13 protein-coding genes are annotated in these 19,031 nt (G+C 66.1%); 6 read left to right on the top strand and 7 right to left on the bottom strand.

Annotation, left to right across the window (positions count from 1 at the left end):
- The first annotated feature begins 22 nt into the window (after positions 1-22).
- The 4 genes from Q4S41_RS12870 to Q4S41_RS12855 all read left to right on the top strand — a co-directional run bounded on the left by Q4S41_RS12870 (position 23) and on the right by Q4S41_RS12855 (position 8,654).
- Positions 23-1,132, top strand: a complete 1,110-nt coding sequence (locus tag Q4S41_RS12870; RefSeq protein WP_305031526.1) for an ATP-grasp domain-containing protein — start codon at positions 23-25, stop codon at positions 1,130-1,132.
- 265 nt (positions 1,133-1,397) lie between these two features.
- On the top strand, positions 1,398-6,080 hold the full coding sequence (locus Q4S41_RS12865; protein WP_305031525.1) for an InlB B-repeat-containing protein: 4,683 nt from the start codon (positions 1,398-1,400) through the stop codon (positions 6,078-6,080).
- Between the two features lie 42 nt (positions 6,081-6,122).
- Positions 6,123-7,601 carry a DUF4886 domain-containing protein gene (locus Q4S41_RS12860; RefSeq protein WP_305031524.1) on the top strand — a complete coding sequence of 493 codons (1,479 nt, stop codon included), beginning with the start codon at positions 6,123-6,125 and terminating at the stop codon, positions 7,599-7,601.
- 105 nt (positions 7,602-7,706) lie between these two features.
- A complete protein-coding gene (locus Q4S41_RS12855) occupies positions 7,707-8,654 on the top strand; it encodes a GDP-L-fucose synthase family protein (protein ID WP_305031523.1) in 948 nt (315 codons plus the stop codon).
- A 141-nt stretch (positions 8,655-8,795) separates the two neighbouring features.
- Here Q4S41_RS12855 and Q4S41_RS12850 read toward each other — a convergent pair whose 3' ends face one another.
- The 4 genes from Q4S41_RS12850 to Q4S41_RS12835 form a co-directional block, all read right to left on the bottom strand.
- Positions 8,796-10,133, bottom strand: a complete 1,338-nt coding sequence (locus tag Q4S41_RS12850) for a T9SS type A sorting domain-containing protein (RefSeq protein ID WP_305031522.1) — start codon at positions 10,131-10,133, stop codon at positions 8,796-8,798.
- Positions 10,134-10,281: 148 nt separating this feature from the next.
- A complete protein-coding gene (locus Q4S41_RS12845) occupies positions 10,282-11,292 on the bottom strand; it encodes a glycosyltransferase (protein ID WP_305031521.1) in 1,011 nt (336 codons plus the stop codon).
- Positions 11,293-11,319: 27 nt separating this feature from the next.
- Complete coding sequence (locus tag Q4S41_RS12840; RefSeq protein ID WP_305031520.1) at positions 11,320-12,549, bottom strand: glycosyltransferase family 61 protein; 1,230 nt, start codon at positions 12,547-12,549, stop codon at positions 11,320-11,322.
- Positions 12,550-13,120: 571 nt separating this feature from the next.
- Positions 13,121-13,843: a LuxR C-terminal-related transcriptional regulator gene (locus Q4S41_RS12835; protein WP_305031519.1), complete on the bottom strand. Its 723-nt coding sequence runs from the start codon at positions 13,841-13,843 to the stop codon at positions 13,121-13,123.
- 406 nt (positions 13,844-14,249) lie between these two features.
- On the opposite strand from Q4S41_RS12835, the gene Q4S41_RS12830 reads away from it, so the two are divergent.
- Entirely contained in the window at positions 14,250-14,939 is a 690-nt protein-coding gene (locus Q4S41_RS12830; RefSeq protein WP_305031518.1) for a universal stress protein, read from the top strand.
- Here Q4S41_RS12830 and Q4S41_RS12825 read toward each other — a convergent pair.
- The 3 genes from Q4S41_RS12825 to Q4S41_RS12815 form a co-directional block, all read right to left on the bottom strand.
- Complete coding sequence (locus Q4S41_RS12825) at positions 14,936-15,643, bottom strand: Crp/Fnr family transcriptional regulator (RefSeq protein ID WP_305031517.1); 708 nt, start codon at positions 15,641-15,643, stop codon at positions 14,936-14,938. The genes Q4S41_RS12830 and Q4S41_RS12825 overlap by 4 nt on opposite strands.
- A gap of 120 nt (positions 15,644-15,763) precedes the next feature.
- Complete coding sequence (locus tag Q4S41_RS12820; protein WP_305031516.1) at positions 15,764-15,997, bottom strand: hypothetical protein; 234 nt, start codon at positions 15,995-15,997, stop codon at positions 15,764-15,766.
- Between the two features lie 345 nt (positions 15,998-16,342).
- Entirely contained in the window at positions 16,343-16,813 is a 471-nt protein-coding gene (locus Q4S41_RS12815) for a hypothetical protein (RefSeq protein ID WP_305031515.1), read from the bottom strand.
- 771 nt (positions 16,814-17,584) lie between these two features.
- On the opposite strand from Q4S41_RS12815, the gene Q4S41_RS12810 reads away from it, so the two are divergent.
- Positions 17,585-19,030 carry a BON domain-containing protein gene (locus tag Q4S41_RS12810; protein ID WP_305031514.1) on the top strand — a complete coding sequence of 482 codons (1,446 nt, stop codon included), beginning with the start codon at positions 17,585-17,587 and terminating at the stop codon, positions 19,028-19,030.
- The last annotated feature ends 1 nt before the right edge of the window (position 19,031 follow it).

Here is a 19,031-nt window from a genome sequence, read left to right as displayed (position 1 = left end):
CAAAATTCCTACAATCCCACCCATGGAAAAGCTTATCGTACTGGTGCTGGAGGGCGACTACCGACTGACGGCGGCCGTGCTGTTTTGCCTGAGCCGCGACGAGCGGATGGTCGTGCACATGGTGTCGCGCGATGCCACGAGCCCGTTTCGCTACTCGCGCTACGTGCACTCGCACCACCGCCAGCCGCAGGGCGAGTTCGACGCCAACTTTGCAGAGTTTGTGCGGCAGGTAGCGGCGCGCACCCACGCCCAGGTGCTGCTGCCCATCGACGTGGAGGGCATGCGGTTCTGCATTGCCCACCAGCCGGCCCTGGAAACGGCGCTGCGCGTGCTGCCCCTGCCCAGCGCCCACGCCTACGAAATAGCGGCCGACAAAAGCTGGCTGGCCAGCTTCATGCGCCGCCACGACATTCCCGGCCCCCAAACCATCACCAACATCGGCCAGCACCTGCCCGAGCAGCTGGCCGCCCTCCGCTTCCCGGTGCTGCTGAAGCCCACGGGCGGCGAGGGCGGCCTCGGCATCGAGCTATTCCGGGAGGCCGGGCCGCTGCTCGAACGCATTGCCCACCTGCCGCCGGGCTGCAAATACATCATCCAGACCTACCTGGAGGGCTACGACATCGACTGCAACGTGCTGTATAAGGACGGCCGGCTGCTGGCCTACTCCGTGCAGCGCGGCCTGCTGCCGGCGGCCAATGCCTACGCGCCCACCCAAGCCATCGAATTTGTGGAAAACGACGCCGTGCTGGCCGTGGTCGACCGCCTGATGACGGCCCTGCACTGGAACGGCGTGGCCCACCTCGACTTGCGCTACGACGCCGCCAGCGGGGCCATCAACGTCATCGAAATCAACCCGCGCTTCTGGCTCACGGTGGTGGGCTCGGCCGTCACGGCCAAGGTCAATTTCCCGGTGCTGGCCTGCCTGGCAGCCCTCAACCAGCCGGTGGCCACGCCGCGCTTTGCGCTGGGCCGCTACATCCCTTTCAACAATTTCCTCAAGTACAAATACCTGTCGCGCCTGCGCGACAAGGTGAGCTTCACCTTCCGCAATACCAGCCTGCTGAACTTTCTGGGCGACCCGCTGCCCAAGCTTTTCTGCCTGCTCAACCGCCGGAGCGTGCGCATTGAATAAGCAGGCATCTCGCTCGATTTGTTCTGGCGGGCGCCTCCCCCCCCGGCCCCCTCTCCTCAGGGAGAGGGGGAGCCACGGCGGCGCGGGGTCTCCGGGTAGTCGGGACACAAGCCAGCCGGAAAGTGATTTTTTAAGCCTCCTGGCTCCCCCTCTCCTTTGGGAGAGGGGGCCGGGGGGTGAGGCGCCCGCCAGAACAAATCGAGCGAGATGCCACGCGCCGCAAGACGGCCCAATAGACCCATCCTTTTCCCTTTCCACTATCGCCATGAAAACGACGCTACTCCTTTTCCTGCTGTTCTTATTCAGTACTACTATGCGCGCCCAAACGCCGCCGGCGGGCTTTGTTTCCACCACCGTGTCGGCGGGCTGGGACGAGGCGGTGGGACTGACATTCAATAGCACGGGCAGCCGCATGTTTGTGTGGGAGCGGCCCGGCCGGGTGTGGACGGTGGCCAACGGCCAGCGCCAGCTGATGCTCGATATTTCGCCCGAAGTAGGCGCCTGGGAAGACCACGGCCTGCTGGGCTTCGCCCTCGACCCCAACTTCGACACCAACGGCTACTTCTACCTATTGTATGTAGTAGACCGCCACTACCTGCTCAACTTCGGCACGGCCAGCTACAGCGCCACCGCCAACGACTACTACAGCGCCACCATCGGGCGGCTCACGCGCTATACGGCCGTGCCCAGCGGCACGGGCTACACCGTGAACCCGGCCAGCCGGCTGGTGCTGCTGGGCGCCACCAAAACCACCGGCATCCCCTCCACCTTCGACGGCCACGTGACGGCCGCGCTGGCCTTTGGCACCGACGGCACGCTGCTCATCGCCACCGGCGACGGCGCCCACCCCTTCCAGGACATGGGCAACTACAACCTGAGCTACGCCGCCCAGGCCCTGGCCGACGGCATTATTACGGCCAAGGAAAACGTGGGCTCGCTGCGCGCCCAACTGGTGGACTGCCTGAACGGCAAGATTCTGCGCATCAACCCGGCCACCGGGGCCGGTGTGCCCAGCAACCCATTCTACGATGCGGCCAATCCCAGCGCGGCCCGTTCGCGGGTGTGGGCGCTGGGCTTCCGCAACCCCTTCCGGATGACGCTGAAGCCCGGCACCGGCAGCACCGACCCGGCGGCCGGCAACCCCGGCACCATCTACCTCGGCGACGTGGGCGCCGCCACCTGGGAGGAAGTGGACGTGATAGACCGGCCCCGCGTGAACTGCGGCTGGCCGTTGTTTGAGGGACTGACGCCGTTCACGGTGTTCCAAAACGCCAGCGTGGCCAACCTCGACGCGCCCAATCCGCTGTTTGGCACCGGCGGCTGCACGCAGCAGTATTTCACGTTCCAAAACCTGATAACGCAGGCCACGCCCACGGGCACGGCCACTTTTCCCAACCCCTGCAACGCGGCCCAGACGGTGCCAGCCAGCGTGCCCACTTTCGTGCACACCCGTCCGCTCATCGACTGGAACCACAACACCAGCGGACCGGCGCGCGCGGGCATTTTCAGCGGCGGCACGGCGGCCACGGTCAATATCGGGGCGGCGGGCTCGCCGGTGAGCGGGGCGCAGTTTGGGGGCAGCGCGGCCACGGGCGGTGTGTTTTACCCGTATGCCGACTGGCCGGCGCAGTACCGCAACACCTACTTTTTTGGCGACTACGTGGGCGGCTGGGTGCGCAGCCTGACGGTGAGCGGCACCAACCAGCCCAGCGCCGTGAACGACTTTGTGGGCAGCGGCGCGGTGCCGGTGGCCTTCGCCACCAGTCCTGGCGAAACGGGCTTGTTTTACGTCAACTTCTACCCTTCCGAGATTCGCAAAATCAGCTACGGTACCACCGGCACGCCGCCCGTGGCGGTGGCTTCGGTGAACAAAACCTTTGGGCCCAGTCCGCTGGCGGTGCAGTTTACGGGCAGTAATTCCACCGACCCGGCCGGCAGTTCGCTCACCTACTTGTGGAATTTTGGCGACGGCACCACCAGCTCTGCGGCCAACCCGGCGCACACCTTCACCACCCCAAATTCGGCTCCCGAAGCTTACACCGTGACCCTGACCGTGACCAACGGCCAGGGGCTGAGCAACCAGGCCACGGTGCTGGTGTCGGCCAACAACACGCCACCGCAGGTCACCATCACCAGCCCGGCCGCGGGCACCCTCTACCCGCTCACGGCCAACACCGTGTACCAACTTCGCGCCACCGTGACCGACGCCGAGCAGAGCGGCCACCTGCTTAGCTACCAGTGGCAAACCATTCTGCACCACCAGACGCACGAGCACCCCGACCCTATTGACACCACCCGCCAGACCAGCACCACCATTGTGCCCTACGGCTGCGGCACCGAAACCTACTACTACCGCATCCTGCTCACCGTCACCGATGCCGCGGGCCTGGCCACCACCCAGGAAGTGCGCCTCAACCCCGACTGCAACGCCACCAGCTTCACGCTTATAAATGCCGATACCGATACCGATATTCAGTCGCTGGTGAACGGCGCGGTACTCGACCTGGCCACGCTGCCCACCCGCAACCTGAATATCCGGGCCAATGCCAACCCGGCCACTACCGCCAGCGTGGTGTTCAGCCTGAGCGGCGCGGCCACCCAGGCCGCCACCGAAAACGTGGTGCCGTACGCCCTGTTTTCGGACGATGGTGGCAATTATTTCCCCTGGACGCCGCCCGTGGGCAGCTATGTGCTCACGGCCATGCCCTACTCGGCCTCGGGGGGCACCGGCACGCCCGGCCAGGCCCTGACCATTAGTTTTTCGGTGACGGACGGCGGGGCCACCGGGCCGTTCACGCTCAGCACCAGCACCGTGGGCAACGGCAGCGTGGCCGTGAGCCCCAGCCAGGCCACTTACCCCAATGGCACCAGCGTAACACTCACGGCCACCCCCGCGGCCGGCTACACCTTCAGCGGCTGGAGCGGGGCGGCTACGGGCAGCACTAACCCGCTTACCCTGACAATGAACGCCAACAAGGCCGTCACGGCCACGTTCACGGCCATTTCGACGGCGCAGAGCGTGGTGAGCTATACGCTGGTGAACGCCAGCACGGGGGCCGACATCCAGACCCTGGCTGCCGGGGCGGTGCTCAACCTGGCCACGCTGCCGAGCCGCAACCTGAACATTCGGGCCAATACCAACCCCGCCACCGTGGGCAGCGTGGTTTTTGCGCTGAGCGGTGCGGCCAGCCGCAGCCAGACCGAGTCGGTGGTGCCCTACGCGCTGTTTTCGGACGATGCGGCCGGCACTTACTACGCCTGGACGCCGGCCCTGGGCAGCTACACGCTGCTGGCCACGCCCTACACGGCGGGCGGCGGCACGGGCACGGCGGGCCCCCCCCTGAGCGTCGGCTTTAGTGTGATAGACCAGGCGGCGGGACCGTTCACGCTCACTACCAGCATAGTGGGCAATGGCAGCATCAGCAAAAACCCCAACCAAACCAGCTACGCCAGCGGCACGAGCGTGACGCTCACAGCCACGCCGGCTGCCGGCTACACCTTCAGCGGCTGGAGCGGCGATGCCACCGGCACCACCAACCCGCTGACCATCAGTATGACGGCCAATAAGGCCATCACAGCCACCTTCACGGCCGCCCCAACCCTCTACACCCTGTCGGTGAGCACCGTGGGCAGCGGCTCCGTGACCAAAAACCCGAATCAGACCAGCTACGCCAGCGGAACGACGGTGACGCTAACGGCCACGCCGGCTTCGGGCTACGCTTTCAGTGGGTGGAGCGGCGGGGCCACCGGCAGCACCAACCCACTGACCGTGACGATGACGGCCAACAAAACCATTACGGCCACCTTCACCGCGCTGCCAGCGCAGTACACCCTCACCACCACCGTGGCAGGCAGTGGCACCGTCACGAAAAACCCGAATCAGACCAGTTACGCCAGCGGTACAACCGTGACGCTCACGGCCACCCCGGCTTCGGGCTACGCTTTCAGTGGGTGGAGCGGCGGGGCCACCGGCAGTACCAATCCGCTGACCGTGACGATGACGGCCAACAAGGCCATCACGGCCACCTTCACGGCCACCACCGTGCGCTACACGCTCACGACGAGCGTGGTGGGCAGCGGCACCGTCACGAAAAACCCGAACGCCACCAATTACCTCAGCGGCAGCAGCGTCACGCTCACGGCCACGCCGGCGGCGGGCTTCCAGTTTGGGGGCTGGAGCGGCGCGGCCACCGGCACCACCAACCCGCTCACGGTGCTGATGACGGCCAACAAAACCATCACGGCCACCTTCACTGCGCAGCAGGTCACGGGCTTCGTGCTGGTGAACGCCGACACCGACCTCGACCTGCAGCCCTTGGCCAGCGGCGCCACGCTCAACCTGGCCACGCTGCCCACCCGCAACCTGGGCATTCGGGCCACCACCAACCCCGCCACCGTGGGCAGCGTGACCTTTAGCCTGACCGGGGCACAGGCCATGACGCACACCGAAAACCTGGTGCCCTACTCGCTGCTGGCCGATTCGGGCGGCGACTACCCGGCCTGGACGCCCCCCGTGGGCAGCTATACCCTGAAGGCCACGCCCTACTCGGGCGCCGATGCCTCGGGCACGGTGGGCACGGCGCTTAGCATCAGCTTCAGTGTGACCAGCGCGGCGGCGCGGCCGGCCGCCGGCGCGGCCCTGGCCACCGGCAGCACCCCGGTGCCCGCCGCGGCGCTGGCTCTCCAGACGCTGATTTACCCCAATCCCTCGCCCGACGGCCACTTCTGGCTGGTGCTGCCCGCCCACTGGCAGGGGCCGGTGCGCTATCGGGTGCTATCGGCGCTGGGGGCCACGGTGGCTTCCGGCGAGTTGGCAGCCAACGGCGGCAGTGGCCCGTTGCTGCTGGCGCCTCAAGGCATCACCACCGGATTTTACATGCTTTGGCTTGATTACCAAACTCCTGACCATCGTCCCGCCACGGCCCAGCTGCGGCTGCTGCGCGAGTAGCGCAGCGGCCCAGGATTTACGCTTTTCTCACGCTTTCCGCTTATGCTTTATTGGTTTCACTCTTTGCGCGCCGCCAGCCGGCGGCTCCTGCTGCGGGGCGGCCTGGCGGCGGCCGTGGCGGGCAGCTCTGCCGGTTTGGCGCAGGGCCAGGTGCGGGTATTGTTTGTGGGCAACAGCTACACGCTCGGAAATTTTGAGCCGGTGCTGACCTATAACCGGGCAAACGTCATCGACGAAAACGCCGGCTGGCCGTCCGGCGACCCGCGCTATGAAGACCCCGATGGCGGCCCGGCGGGCCCGTGGAGCGGCATTCCGGGCATTTTCAAAAAATTCACCACCCAGGCCGGCCTCAACTACGAGGTGCACCTCGAAGCCATCGGCGGGGCTATTCTGCAAGACCACCACACCCACGCCCTGGGCATCATCAGGCAAAGCCAGTGGGACCAGGTGGTGCTGCAGGAACGAAGCACGGTGCCCGTGCCGGTGGCACGGGGCGGCCAGCCGGCGCTGTTCAACGACTACGCTGCCCGGCTGGAGCAAGCCGTGCACATCGTCAATCCGGCCGCCCGGCTTTACTTATTCCAGACCTGGGCCCGCGCCGATTTTGTGGAATTCTCCAACCAACCCTACACGGGCTCTACCCTGGAGGTGATGACCCAGGACCTGCACGCTGCTTACTTCCAGCTGGCCGCCGCCAACGGCAACTTTGCGGCCGTGGCGCCGGTGGGCGACGCCTGGCTGCGGGCCATTCAGACCGGAGTGGCCCTGCGCGACCCTTTCAGCCCGCCGGCGGGCCGGCTCAACCTGTGGGCTTCCGACAACCACCACGCCAGCAAATGGGGCGCTTACCTGAGCGCCTGCGTGCTGTTTGGCCAACTCACCGGCCTCGACCCGCGCACGCTGGGCCCCGCCGAGCAGGCCGCCGTCGACCTCGACATTGCCCCGCCCCGGGCCGTGGCGCTGCAGGCCGTGGCGTACCAGCAACTCAGCGGCGGCACGCCGCTGCCGGTCGCGCTGGTGTCGGTGGCCGCCCAGCGCCTGGCCGCGGGCGTGCAGGTGCGCTGGGCCACGGCCAGCGAATCCAACAACGCCCGCTTCGAGGTGCAGCGCAGCGCCAACGGCAGCAGCTTTGCCACCGTGGCCACGGTGCCGGGCAAGGGCACCACCACGCAGCCCGCCACTTACGCCTGCCTCGACCAGCGCGCCCCGGCGGGCCAGCTCTACTACCGGCTGCGCCAGGTTGATTTCGATGGCACCGCCACGTTTTCGCCCGTGGTGGCCGTGGCCGAGGCCCCTCCCGAGCCAGCCCTATTTCCGAACCCGGCCCGGGAGCTGGTGGTGCTGGCCGGGCCGGCCGCCACGGCCTACCGCGTGCGCACGCCCCTGGGCCAGCTGGTGGCGCAGGGCCGCCTGGCCAACGGCACGGCCACCGTGCCGCTCGCGGGCCTGGCGCCGGGCTGCTACCTCATCGAATTGCAATCAGCCGACGGCTGGGTGGTGCGCCGGCTCGAAAAATACTGAAGCGCCGCCCGCCCGGCGAGGTAGCCCCACATCCGTCAACTTAAGCCGCTGCGCAAGCTGCTGGCTATTCCCGTTCATCTTTTCACCCCTAAAACCCTTACGAGCATGGAAAAGGACGCTAAAATTTACGTGGCCGGCCACCGCGGCATGGTGGGCTCGGCGCTGGTGCGGCGGCTCACGCAGGCCGGCTACCACAACCTGGTGACCCGCACGTTTCTGGAGCTGGACCTGCGCAATCAGGCCGACACCGCCGAGTTTTTTGCGCAGGAAAAGCCGGATTACGTGCTGCTGGCCGCTGCCCGGGTGGGCGGCATTGTGGCCAACAACACCTACCGGGCCGATTTTCTGCACGACAACCTGTTGATTCAGGACAACGTCATCAGCCTGAGCCACCGCTTCGGGGTGAAAAAGCTGCTGTTCCTGGGCTCCTCGTGCATCTACCCGCGCATGGCCCCGCAGCCCATCAAGGAAGAATACCTGCTTTCGGGCCCGCTGGAGCACACCAACGAGCCCTACGCCGTGGCCAAAATCGCGGGCATGAAGCTTTGCGAGGCCTACCACGACCAGTACGGCTGCCGCTTCATCAGCGTGATGCCCACCAACCTCTACGGCCCCGGCGACAACTACGACCTGCAAAACTCGCACGTGCTGCCCGCACTGCTGCGCAAGTTCCACGAAGCCCGCCTGCAAGGCCAGCCCGAGGTGGAAATCTGGGGCACCGGGGCTTGCTACCGCGAATTCCTGCACGTCGACGACCTGGCCGATGCCTGCCTGCACCTCATGCTGCACTACGAAGACGCGCTGCCCGTCAACATTGGCACGGGCAAGGACATTTCCATTGGCGACCTGGCCTGCCTGCTGCAGGAAATAACCGGCTACCAGGGCCGCATCCGCTTCGACGCCTCCAAGCCCGATGGCACCCCGCGCAAGCTGCTGGATGTGAGCCGCATGACGGCCATGGGCTGGCACTACCACACGGGGCTGCGCGAAGGCATCGCCGCCGTGTACGAGCAGGAATTCTGCTCCGCGCCCAACGTGCTGGTGGCCGCGTAGCCACCGGCGTGCGCCAGTCTGAAGCTGGCGGCGCAAGCAAAACCCCGGTAATGAGCGGCTGTATGGCCGCTCATTACCGGGGTTTTGCTTGCGGGGTGGTTGCCTGATTCAGCGCTGGGATTAGTAGGCAGACACTTTGGGCTAGGGCAACACAAAACGGCACGTAAAACGGCCTTCGCGGGTGGGCAGGTGTAGCACGTAAACGCCCGCCTGCAGGCCCGCCACCGGCACCGTGCCCGTCCCGGTGGCGCCCACGGGGTAGCGCCCGAGGCATTGCCCCAGCAGGTTGTAAAGCAGCACGGATTCGGTGCCGGTGAGTAGCCCCGAAAACGTGTATTGCACCTCTCCTGCCCCAGCCGGGTGCAGCCGCAAGGCCGCCGGCGCCGGGCTGCCCGCCACGGCCCGCACCGGCGAGTAGTGCGCGGTGCCATTGAAATCGAGCTGCCGCAGCCGGTAGTAGCGCGTGGGAGCGTCTGCGGCCGGGTCGGGGTCCGTAAATGCGTAGTCGTGCGGCGTGGTGCTGTTGCCCTGCCCGGGCACCCGGCCCATGAGGCTGAACTGTTGCCCGTCGAGGCTGCGCTGGATTTCGAACTCGCGGTTGTTGGTTTCGCTGGCGGTTTGCCAGCGCAGCAGCACGCGGCCATCGGCCAGGGCTTTGGCGCTGAAGGCCGCCAGCTCCACCGGTAGCGGAGCGGCCACCACCGAGAAATTCAGCGTGAGGCCGGCGCCGGCCACGCCGGCGCCGGCCGGGGCACTGAAGGGCGTGGCCGTGAGCGAGTAGGTGCCCGGCAAAAGCGGTTGGCCGAAATAATCACCCAACAGGTCGCTGAATAAGGCGTAGGGCGCCACGTTTTCCGTGGCCGTCCACACCACGGGGCCGCTGAGGCTGAAAACCACGCTGCCCGTGACGGCGGGGTTGGCATTGGCCCGAATGTTCAGCTGCTGGGTGGGCAGCGTATTCGTATTCAGCACCATGCCCGCCGTCAGGGCTTCTAAATCGAGGTCGGTGTCGGCATTGACCAAAGTAAACCCGGTCACGGCCAGGGCCGAATTCACTACCGAAAAGCTCAGGGTGAGCGGCGTGCCGGCGGGGCCGGTGCCGCCGCCCGCCGCGAAGGGCGTGGCCGTGAGCACGTAGCTGCCCAGCGGCGGCGTCCAAGCAAAGTAGTCGCCGCCGAAGTCCGAAAACAGCGCGTACGGCGCCAGGTTCTCGGTGGCCGCCTGGGCCTGGGCCCCGCTCAGGGCGAACGTGACGCTGCCCACCGGCGAGTCGACCTCGGCCCGGATGTTCAGGTTTTGCGTAGGCAATCCGTTCAAATCCAGCACCATGCCCGGCGTCAGCGTTATCAAATCGAGGTCGGTATCGGCATTCACCAGCACAAAGCCGGTGACCGTGGCTGCCTGGGCAGCGGCCCTGTTGGCCAGCAGCGGCCCCGCGCCGCACAGCACTAGCAGCAGCGCATAAAACTTAGTTTTCATAAATGGCGGATTTAGAAGTGAATAATTTGATGAATTTTCCTTCTGCGCTCTGCCTGCCACACCGCGCTTCCCTCCTTGGAAACGCCCTCCTCCTTCACTTGGCGCATGTTTTGAGCCCGTTTTTTCTGGCGGGCAAAGCCAGCGGCCTTCAGGCCGTGAATCCCACGGCGGCCGGCTCCGCGGCGGCCACCGCGCCGCTTGGCCGGGCCAGCGGGCCGCCCCGCGCCGCCCGCGCCTGAATGAGCCGCCGGCTGGCCAGAATGGCCGCCCGGTGCTGCCACACGAAGCGGTAGGCGCGCAGCGAGGCCCGCTCCGCCACCAGGGCGTAGAGCAGAATGCCCAGCTGCCGGGGCAGCGCCCGCAGCCAGTAGCCGGCCAGCTGCCGGCCCAGCGGGTTCTTGAGCAGCAGCAGCCACTGGTTTTTCACGGCATCGGCCTTGATGGCCCCGCTCAGGCGGCGGCGCAGGCGCCAGTCGGCGGGCCGGAACTGGCGGGGGTGCAGGGCGCAGCACGCGGGCTCAAACACGGTGCGCCAGCCGTAGAGCTGCCCGCGCCAGGCAATGTCCCAATCTTCCTTGTGGGCAAAAAACCGCTCGTCGAAAAACTGCCCTTCCACCCGCAAATCATCAATAAAAGCCCGGCGGTAGAGCGGCAGGGCCCCGTCGGCGCCGTCCACGGGGCCGGGCTCCAGCGGGGTTTCGTGCAGGAAGCGGCCGTGGTGGCGCAGGGCAAATCGGCCGTCGGGCAGGCGCACCAGGCCGGCGCTGTCGATGCGCGGCTGGGCGTCGGTGCTTTGCAGCAGCAGGCCGCACACCGTGCCGATGGCGGGGTCGGATTCCAGGGTTTCGAGGGCGCGGGCCAGGTAGTCGGGCTCCATCTCAATGTCGGGGTTCACGAGCAGCACGGCGGCCGAAGCGCTGCGGTCGAGGGCGTGGTTGTGGCCGCCGCAGAAGCCGGTGTTGCGCGGCAGCGGGTGCAGCTGCACGCGGGCGTCGCGGGCGGCCACGGCGGCCACCCGGGCGCAGGTGTCGTCGGCCGAGGCGTTGTCGACCACCCACACCTCGAAGTCCGAATACGTCTGGGCCAGCGCCGATGCCAGGCACGCGTCGATGACGTCGGCGCTGTTCCAGGTCACGATTGAGAGAACCACGTGCGGCATGAGGCAGGGGCTTAAAAGATTAATAGACTACACCTTGCCGGCCTGGCGCAGCATGCGGCGCACGGCGTTCAACAGCTGGCGGGGGTCCACAAACAGGTCGAGGTGCCGGGCGTGGTAGTAGGAAGTGCTGCGCTCGGAGTTGGGCCGGCAAGTGAGCCAGTGGTAGGGCAAGCCCACGCGGTAGGCCGTGTCCATCGACTCGGGCTCGACGAAGGTGTGCGGGTGCAATTCCAGCACCGGCGTGCCGGGCCGGGCAAACATCAGGTTGGCCATGCCCGCGCCCACCGTGGCCACAATGGCCTCGGCCCCGCTAAACAGCGCCACCTTTTCGATGAATGACAAGTCGCTGAGCACGTAGGTCTTGAAACCCAGCCCGGCGAGTATTTCCTCCGCCTCCGGCTCGTTGAGCACGCGCCGCATGCTGGCGTCGCGCCGGCTGATGTAGACCCGTGGCGCAAACCGATGCGTGCCGGCCGGCACCGGCAGGTAGGCCTGCTGCAAAAACGTGCGCACCCAGGGCGGCGAGTGCCGGCCCCCGCCCCGCACCGGCGAGGTCACTAGCAGGCGCTCGGCTTGCAGGTGGCGGTGGGTGGTCACGTCGATGATGCGTTCCTCGGCAATGCCCAGGTGCAGCAGCGAGTCGAGCACAAACCGGTTTTTCCGGTCGTACACCAGGAAGTAGTCGATTTCGTCGAACAGGCCTGCTTCGCGCAGCAGGTGCAGGCGCGGCAGCGAGTCGATGAGCCAGTGGTAGTAGTTGCCCATGGCCGCGCCCCCGCCCGAGAGCAAGCTCAGCACCGTGCCCGGCACCGGCACCGGCTCCAGGAAGTAGCGCTGGGCGAAGATGTTGTTGGCTTCGGGCGCGGTCAGCGTCCAGCCCAGCCGGTTGTGCTGAAACGACACGTCGCCCACCAGGTAGTTGTCGGGCGCAATCACGGCCACGCTGTCCCAGTTGTCGGCGTAGAGCCGGCCGCCCCGCAGCTCCAGCACGAAGGCTTCGGGCATGGCCTCCTCGGCGCGGGGCTTGCCGTGGGCGGTGCTTTCGTACACCGAAACCGCTTTATAAAAGCCCTCCGGGATAACCAGGCGCGAGGTGAAGGCCGGCACCACCGGGCGGTAGCGCACGGCCTCGGTGGTCTCGGCCAGCGCGCGGCTGCAACAGTGCACGCCCAGGGGGCGGTAGTGGTCGTTGTGGGGCAGCAGCTCGCGCAGCAGGCGGCCGGCGCGGCGCTGGGCGCGCCCCAGTATGTCGGGCATGGTAAGAAGCACAGGGAAAGGAAGTTGAGGTGGGCGGATAAATCCCCAGCAATCAAAAGCGAGGGTTCTTACACCCTGCCACGAAGGATGGCTGCACAAGCAGCCATTTGATTACCAATAGCTTACTTCAAATATTACAGATGACCTATACCCACAAAATGAGCAGCCTCACCAGTGAAATTGATATCGGTCATTTACAAGGCCTTACCCCCAACCCCATCTTTGTTTCATCACCCACAGGCACAGCCCCCGGCCCACCCGACGCCCCGGCGTTGGCCCCCGCCGCCGGAAACGGCGCCTGGCCGGCCGACTCGTTTTTTCCTGCCACACCCCCACCTTCACGCTCGCACCAAGCGCTTTCCTCCCACCAGTGCCCACCGCCAGCGGCGTAAAGCAGGGCGCCCCCCAGCTGCCCACCCCCACCCAGCGGCCTCACCTCCAGGGTAACGCGCTGGCCAACCCAACCGGCAGCTCCGCGCTGGCCCCTGCTTTTACAAAAAGGCCCATACGTTCTGTATGGGCCTTTTTTATGTGCGCGAGTAAAGGTTTTGCAGCGTTGGCCGGGTAGCTGCTACGCCAGCAGCTGCGCCAGGTCGGCATCGAGGGGGGCCAGGCGGCTGCCGTTGGCTTTCATCTTGCGCAGGATGTTGCGGCGGTGGGTTTTGACAGTGAAGTAGCTGATGAACAGGCTGTCGGCAATGGCCGCGGTGGTTTCGCCGGCCAGCATGCGCGCCAGAATTTCCTGCTCGCGGATGCTGAGCTCGTCGCCGGTGCGTTCCCGTTCGCCCTTGCGGGTGCGCAGCCACTGGGCAAAGTCGGGGTGGTCGAGGCTGAAGCGCACATCGGAAGACGTTTTGTGGCCCGTAATGTCGGTGAACAGGCTGCCCGTTATCAGCGGGTGACCGGTTTCGGAGTGGGCCAGCACGAAATTGTGGCGCAGCACCCGCCGGTAGTGCCCGTTGCGGCAGCGCAGGCGGTAGTCGATGCTGAAGCCGATGGGAAACGGCGGCCGGGCCGCCGCCGCCGGCTGCCCCGTGAGCTGCATAAACTCCATGGCCAGCTCCGAAGCCCGCGTCACCAGCGGCAGGTCGTCGGGGTGAATGGCATCGTAGAGCAGCGCCAGACTCATTTGTTCCGACGAATAGCCGAGCAGGGTTTCGGCCTGGGGGCTGGCGTAACAGCACCGCTGCTCCCACAGGTCGAAGGCCACCAGAAACTGGCTGGGGAGCAGGCAGCTGGCCAGCCGCAGGGCTTCCGGCGGCGCTGTGGTATCGGTTTCGAGCGTAGTGGACATGGCAAATAGGGTGGCTTCCAGTGAAAGGACAGCCGCACGGCCGGGCCCTCACGCCCTGGGCCGGCAGCGGGCAGCTCCGTAAAATTGGCGGCGCGGGCCCGCGGCCGCCATTGACCCGCGTCATTCCTAAAAGTGAGCCTGGTCATATCACTGGCACCATGCCGGCCACCCGCCCGGCACCGCGGTGGCGCGCTGCCCGTCCGCCGCCAACCGCGGCCGCCCGGCGAATTGACCAAGCTCATTTCCAGTATTATGCACGGTCATTTTGGCACTTCGCGCCCGTCAATACTTTTGCCAGCATCCTTCCCGGCCCGGCCCAATGCCGGCGGGCACCCATCACCCGTCAGGAGCCGCCCGGCAGGGCATCGCCCCGGGCACCGCTCTTCACATTCCCGTCCTTCGCCGCATGGATGCTTCCATTGTTATGCTCAGCCGTCCGCTCACCGACGCCGCCACGCAGTACGCGGCATCCCTGGCCCGGGTGTTGGCCGTGCGGCTGGTGCAGGCCCCGCCGGCCGGAGCGCCACCCGCCAGCCCGGCCCCGCCGGCGCACCAGCCGCTGCTGCTGGTGCTACCGGGCAGCGCCTCGGCCGAGCACCTGGCCGACGAGGCCCAGCGCACGCTCCGGGCCAGCGCGCTTCCGGTGCTGGTGGTGCCCTCGCCGGCAGCGGGCCGCATGCCGCCCCGCCGCATTGCCCTGGCGGCCGAGGGCGAGCCCTTTGTGCTGGGCACGGGCCTGCGCGCCCTCAACGCGCTGCTCCTCACGCTGCCCACGCGGCTCACGGTGCTGCATTCGCAACTGCCCCAGGGCCACTACTCCGCCGCCGATGCCCTGCACGCCGTGCAGGCGTGCGGGCTGGCCCTGCGCCACCTCACCATCGACGCCCGCGAGGTGCCCGCCCTCGACCCGGCGTCCGGCATTCTGGCGGGTGTGCAGGAGCTCGAAGCCGACCTGCTGGTGCTGCCCGTGCGGCCCCGCCGCCCGCACGGGCCGGCGTTTGCGGGCAGCGTGGTGGCCCGTGTGCTGGCGCGAAGCCCGGTGCCGGTGCTGCTGCTGCCCGTGGACACGCTGCGCGAAGGACGGTGGGCGGCTTAGTCGAAAAGGGTGGCGATTTCTACCAGTTTCACCGGTGCTAGAATGGTGATGGCGCTGCCCCGGGTGGTGAGAATGCCTTCGTTTTTGAACTCGGAGAGCATGCGCGTAGTGGTTTCCTTGGTGGTGCCCATCAGGGCGCCCAGGTCGTCGCGCGAGATGGCCAGCGTGAAGGGCTGCAGGTCGCCCTCGGTGCGGAAGGTGCGCATGAGCAGCAGCAGGGCTTCGGCCAGGCGCTCGCGCACGGGCTTGTAGGCCAGGTGCAGCATGCGGGCTTCGGCCTCGCTGAGCACCGTGGCCAGCAGTTGAATGAGGGCACCGGAAAAATTGGCGTTGGTGTTCAACTGCTGAAAAAAGTCCTGCTTCGGCACCAGGCACACGGTGCAGTCGTCGAGCGCCACCGCCGAGGCCGAGTGCGGCGTGCCCGTCACCAGCCCGCGGTAGCCGAGGGTGTCGCCGTTCCTGGCCAGCCGGATAATCTGCTCTTTGCCGTCGCCGCCGGTTTTGGTGACCTTGATTTTGCCGTCGTGCACGCAGTACAGGCCCAGCGAGCGGCTGCCTTCGCGGAAAATCACCTGCCCGGCGGCGTACTGCTGGCTGGTTTTGCCCAGCGAAATCATTTCCAGGTCGGCGTCGGCGCAGCAGCGGAGCAGCGAGTTGTGCTGGCTGGGGCAGCCCTGGCATTGCGGAGGTACGAATCGGTTCATAGCCAAAAGCCTAAAAAATGAAGTAAAGCAGCTGCCTGAGAAAACAGACAGCCTGATAACTCAATAGCCTATTTGCAGCCTTACCCCGGCCAGGCGCCTGCGCCCGGCGGGCCGGCCGCCTCAGGCCACTTGATAGAACTCCCGGAAGGCTTCGTCGCGGGACAACTCGCCGTTGAGGTAGCGCTGCAATAGCTCGTAGTCGCTGGGCAATACGGCCCGGCCGCCAAAGGCCCGGCAGAGTAGCTTGGTTTCGATTTCGTGCAGGCGCCGGGCGTAGGCCGCGGCTTCTTCCGGCGACTGGTGGGGGGCCGGTAAGTTGACTTGGAGCGAGGAACGAAGAAAAGCAAGTGCCATATTGTAGCCGATGAAAAAGTGGAAACGGGTTGTGCCCCTGGCCCAGCCGTCCGCAACAAGCCCTGGTGGCTCACAGTGGCCCGCAAAGGCCTAATTCGGGGCTGGAACTAGCGACCAGCTTATGTCGTCGTATGATTAAAGTTAAATTTTAAATATCCGTAGTTCTATCCAATCTTAGCGAATGGCGCATTTTACTATCCGAAGCAGCCCCGGCGTTAGCCAAACATATAGAAAATCTAATACTAAATTGGGCCGCCCGCTCCTCAGCCGGGTTCATTCGCCAACAAAAAGGCCCGGCTTGCATAGCCGGGCCTTTTTGTTGGCGAACAGTGGGGAGGGTATTGCTTAGTGGGAATACACCGAAGTGTAGGTTGAGACGCTGCCGTTCACGGCCGCGTCGGTGAAGCTCAGGCGCAGGCTGGCCGGCGTGAGTTCGGTGACGGCCAGCCGGCGGACCTGGCCGGGCAGGGTCACCGTAACGGAGTCGCTGGACGAATTGAGCTGCCAACGGCCCACCAGTGGGTTATTGGTGCCGCCTTTCAGCGCCGTATACACGCCATCGGCCTGGAAGGTGACCGATTGGTCGAGCGTGCCGGCGCTGACGTGCGAAAACAAGTCGGCCGACACGGTTTTGCCGCCGCTAACGGTGCTTACCGTCAGGCCGGTCTGGCGCCAGTTGCTGGCGGCCAGCTGCTCGGAGCGGGTGGCGTTGGCGGCTACGCTTTGGGGGGTGGGGGTTTCTTCGAGGTCTTTCTGGCAGGCGGGCAAACCGCATACGGCAGCCGCCAGGCCCAACATCAGGGTTACTTTCTTCATACAAACACGTTTGGGGGGTTCAACTTCACGCACCATTGCGTAGTTCTACTGCACTTACTCCTCTACACACTACTCTTCTCTAACTGCTCACCACGACCCACTACTTGTCGTCGGTCCCCCAACCAAGTCATGTATAGCAAGGTTCAGATTATCGCAAAAAAATCCTATTATTATAATTTTTAAATAAAAAAGTACTGTTTCTGGCTATCAATTACGCTGTTTCGGAAAAGCAATCGGTGTCCCAGTGCAATTGCAATATAGGCTTTGCGTTTTATATCCGCATTGCCTGCCTGCCCAGCTACCCTCGTACCAGCTTCCCCGGCATTTACCAGCGGTATGCCGGCCCCGGCACTTCAGGCGGCGCTACACGTCCCCCGGGTTGGTTATCGCCCCCAGCAAGGTCGCCCGCGGTTGAAGCAAGCGCGCGAAGGCCGCCGGGGCTGGCCGCTGGAGCCGGAACGGCCACGACATGACGACAATCAGGCGCTAACCTGATTGTGGGCAATGCGTTGGGGGGGCGAATCGCGGAAATTTACGCCATCCCGCTGGCTCACCGGCGCACATACGGCTCGTGTTGCAACCACCGCCATGGAAATTCTTTACGAAGCCTTCTTTAAGCTGCTGCTCGCCGTCGGGCTCATGGTCTTCCTGCCCGTGGTGCTGGCGTGGCTGGGCGAGCGACGGCGGTCCCGTTGGTAGCAGCCGGCCCCCTCGGCAGCAGCACCATGGCGTGCACGCAGCCTGTTTTTTTCTCACCCTCCCTCCCCGCTCATGGAAACCATTGAACACCCGACGCAAACTGCTGCGAATGAAAAAGTGGCAGACGCCGACATCACAGCGGCCATCGAAACGCTGTTTGAAACGCGGCGCGGCGTTTCGGCCCATCTCATCGACGTGGTGACCCACGACGGCGTGGTGGAGCTGACCGGCTTCACCGACAACCTGCTGGCCAGGCAGCGGGCCGAAGAAATTGCGCTGGCCGTGCGCGGGGTGCGCGCCGTGCTCAACGAAGTAGCCATTCGCACGCCGGAAATCTCCGATGCCGAGCTGCGCCGCCACGTGGGGCGCGCCCTGGCCCACGACCCCGCCACCAGCGACTATAACGTGACCTGCACCGTGGCCGACGGCGGCGTGACGGTGAGTGGCGCGGTGCAAAACTGGATGGAGAAACAGCTGGTGCTGCGCGTGTTGCGCGGCGTGCGCGGCGTGCACCGCCTCGACGTGACCGAGCTGCAGGTGCGCGGCGGCGAAAACCTGAATTCGGACGAGGAAATCACCACCGAAATTCGGGAACTGCTCGACTGGGACATTCGGGTGAACGGCGCGCTGGTGGACGTGCTCACCCAGCACCGGGCCGTGCGGCTGTCGGGCACCGTGGGCTCGGCCAGCGAGAAGGAACGGCTTATCAGCCTGGCGTATCAGGCCGGGGCCCGGCAGGTGGATGCGCACGATTTGTTTGTGGCCGACTGGGCGCTGGTGGGCGGCCTGCGGCGCGAAAAGTTCGCGGCCCGCGCCGACGAGGACATTGCCCAGGCCGTGCGCACCGCTTTCCGCTACGACCCGCGCGTGCGCTCCGCCGCGCCCGCCGTGCAGGTGTACCACGGCTACGTCACGCTTTCGGGCACCGTGGGCAACCTGCGCGCCAAGCTCGACGCTGAGCAGGACGCCCGCCACGTGGTAGGCGTGTGGGACGTACAGAACCGCCTGAAAGTGCGCCCGCCGCACACCCTTTTCGACCCCGAGATTCGCCAGAACATCAAGGACGCCCTGGCCCGGGACCCCTACCTGGCCGACTTTGGCCTGGGCGTGGTGGTGCTCAACGGCAAGGCCTATTTGGATGGCCACGTGGGCAACCACTTCGAGCAGGAACACGCCACCGACGTGGCCGCCGGCATTGGCGGGGTGGCCGAAGTGGCCAACCGCCTGGTGGTGGCGGGCACCACCTGCGCCACCGGGCTGCGCCTCCCGAACCCCGGCCCGGGGCGACGGCAGCCGGCCCCGCTCAACCCCGACCGGGCCCTGGCCGAGCGCATCCGGCGGCGCCTGCACTGGTCGGCCGAGCTCTACCACCAGGACGTGCACGTGAAGGCCGAGAACGAAGTGGTGACCCTGACGGGCACGGTCGACAGCTGGTTTGAGCGCGAACAGGCTGGGTTTGAGGCCTACGAGGCCGGCGCCTGCTTCGTGAACAACGACTTGCAGGTGCGCCCGGCGTAGC

This window comes from Hymenobacter convexus, assembly GCF_030580955.1.
In the GTDB taxonomy this organism is placed as follows: domain Bacteria; phylum Bacteroidota; class Bacteroidia; order Cytophagales; family Hymenobacteraceae; genus Hymenobacter.
This window is presented reverse-complemented; position numbering and strand designations above follow the sequence as displayed.

Bases quoted from the DNA above. Each gene is read 5' to 3' on its own strand.
- Q4S41_RS12870 (WP_305031526.1), top strand. From the start codon at position 23: ATGGAAAAGCTTATCGTACTGGTGCTGGAGGGCGACTACCGACTGACG.
- Q4S41_RS12865 (WP_305031525.1), top strand. From the start codon at position 1,398: ATGAAAACGACGCTACTCCTTTTCCTGCTGTTCTTATTCAGTACTACT.
- Q4S41_RS12860 (WP_305031524.1), top strand. From the start codon at position 6,123: ATGCTTTATTGGTTTCACTCTTTGCGCGCCGCCAGCCGGCGGCTCCTG.
- Q4S41_RS12855 (WP_305031523.1), top strand. From the start codon at position 7,707: ATGGAAAAGGACGCTAAAATTTACGTGGCCGGCCACCGCGGCATGGTG.
- Q4S41_RS12850 (WP_305031522.1), bottom strand. From the start codon at position 10,133: ATGAAAACTAAGTTTTATGCGCTGCTGCTAGTGCTGTGCGGCGCGGGG.
- Q4S41_RS12845 (WP_305031521.1), bottom strand. From the start codon at position 11,292: ATGCCGCACGTGGTTCTCTCAATCGTGACCTGGAACAGCGCCGACGTC.
- Q4S41_RS12840 (WP_305031520.1), bottom strand. From the start codon at position 12,549: ATGCCCGACATACTGGGGCGCGCCCAGCGCCGCGCCGGCCGCCTGCTG.
- Q4S41_RS12835 (WP_305031519.1), bottom strand. From the start codon at position 13,843: ATGTCCACTACGCTCGAAACCGATACCACAGCGCCGCCGGAAGCCCTG.
- Q4S41_RS12830 (WP_305031518.1), top strand. From the start codon at position 14,250: ATGGATGCTTCCATTGTTATGCTCAGCCGTCCGCTCACCGACGCCGCC.
- Q4S41_RS12825 (WP_305031517.1), bottom strand. From the start codon at position 15,643: ATGAACCGATTCGTACCTCCGCAATGCCAGGGCTGCCCCAGCCAGCAC.
- Q4S41_RS12820 (WP_305031516.1), bottom strand. From the start codon at position 15,997: ATGGCACTTGCTTTTCTTCGTTCCTCGCTCCAAGTCAACTTACCGGCC.
- Q4S41_RS12815 (WP_305031515.1), bottom strand. From the start codon at position 16,813: ATGAAGAAAGTAACCCTGATGTTGGGCCTGGCGGCTGCCGTATGCGGT.
- Q4S41_RS12810 (WP_305031514.1), top strand. From the start codon at position 17,585: ATGGAAACCATTGAACACCCGACGCAAACTGCTGCGAATGAAAAAGTG.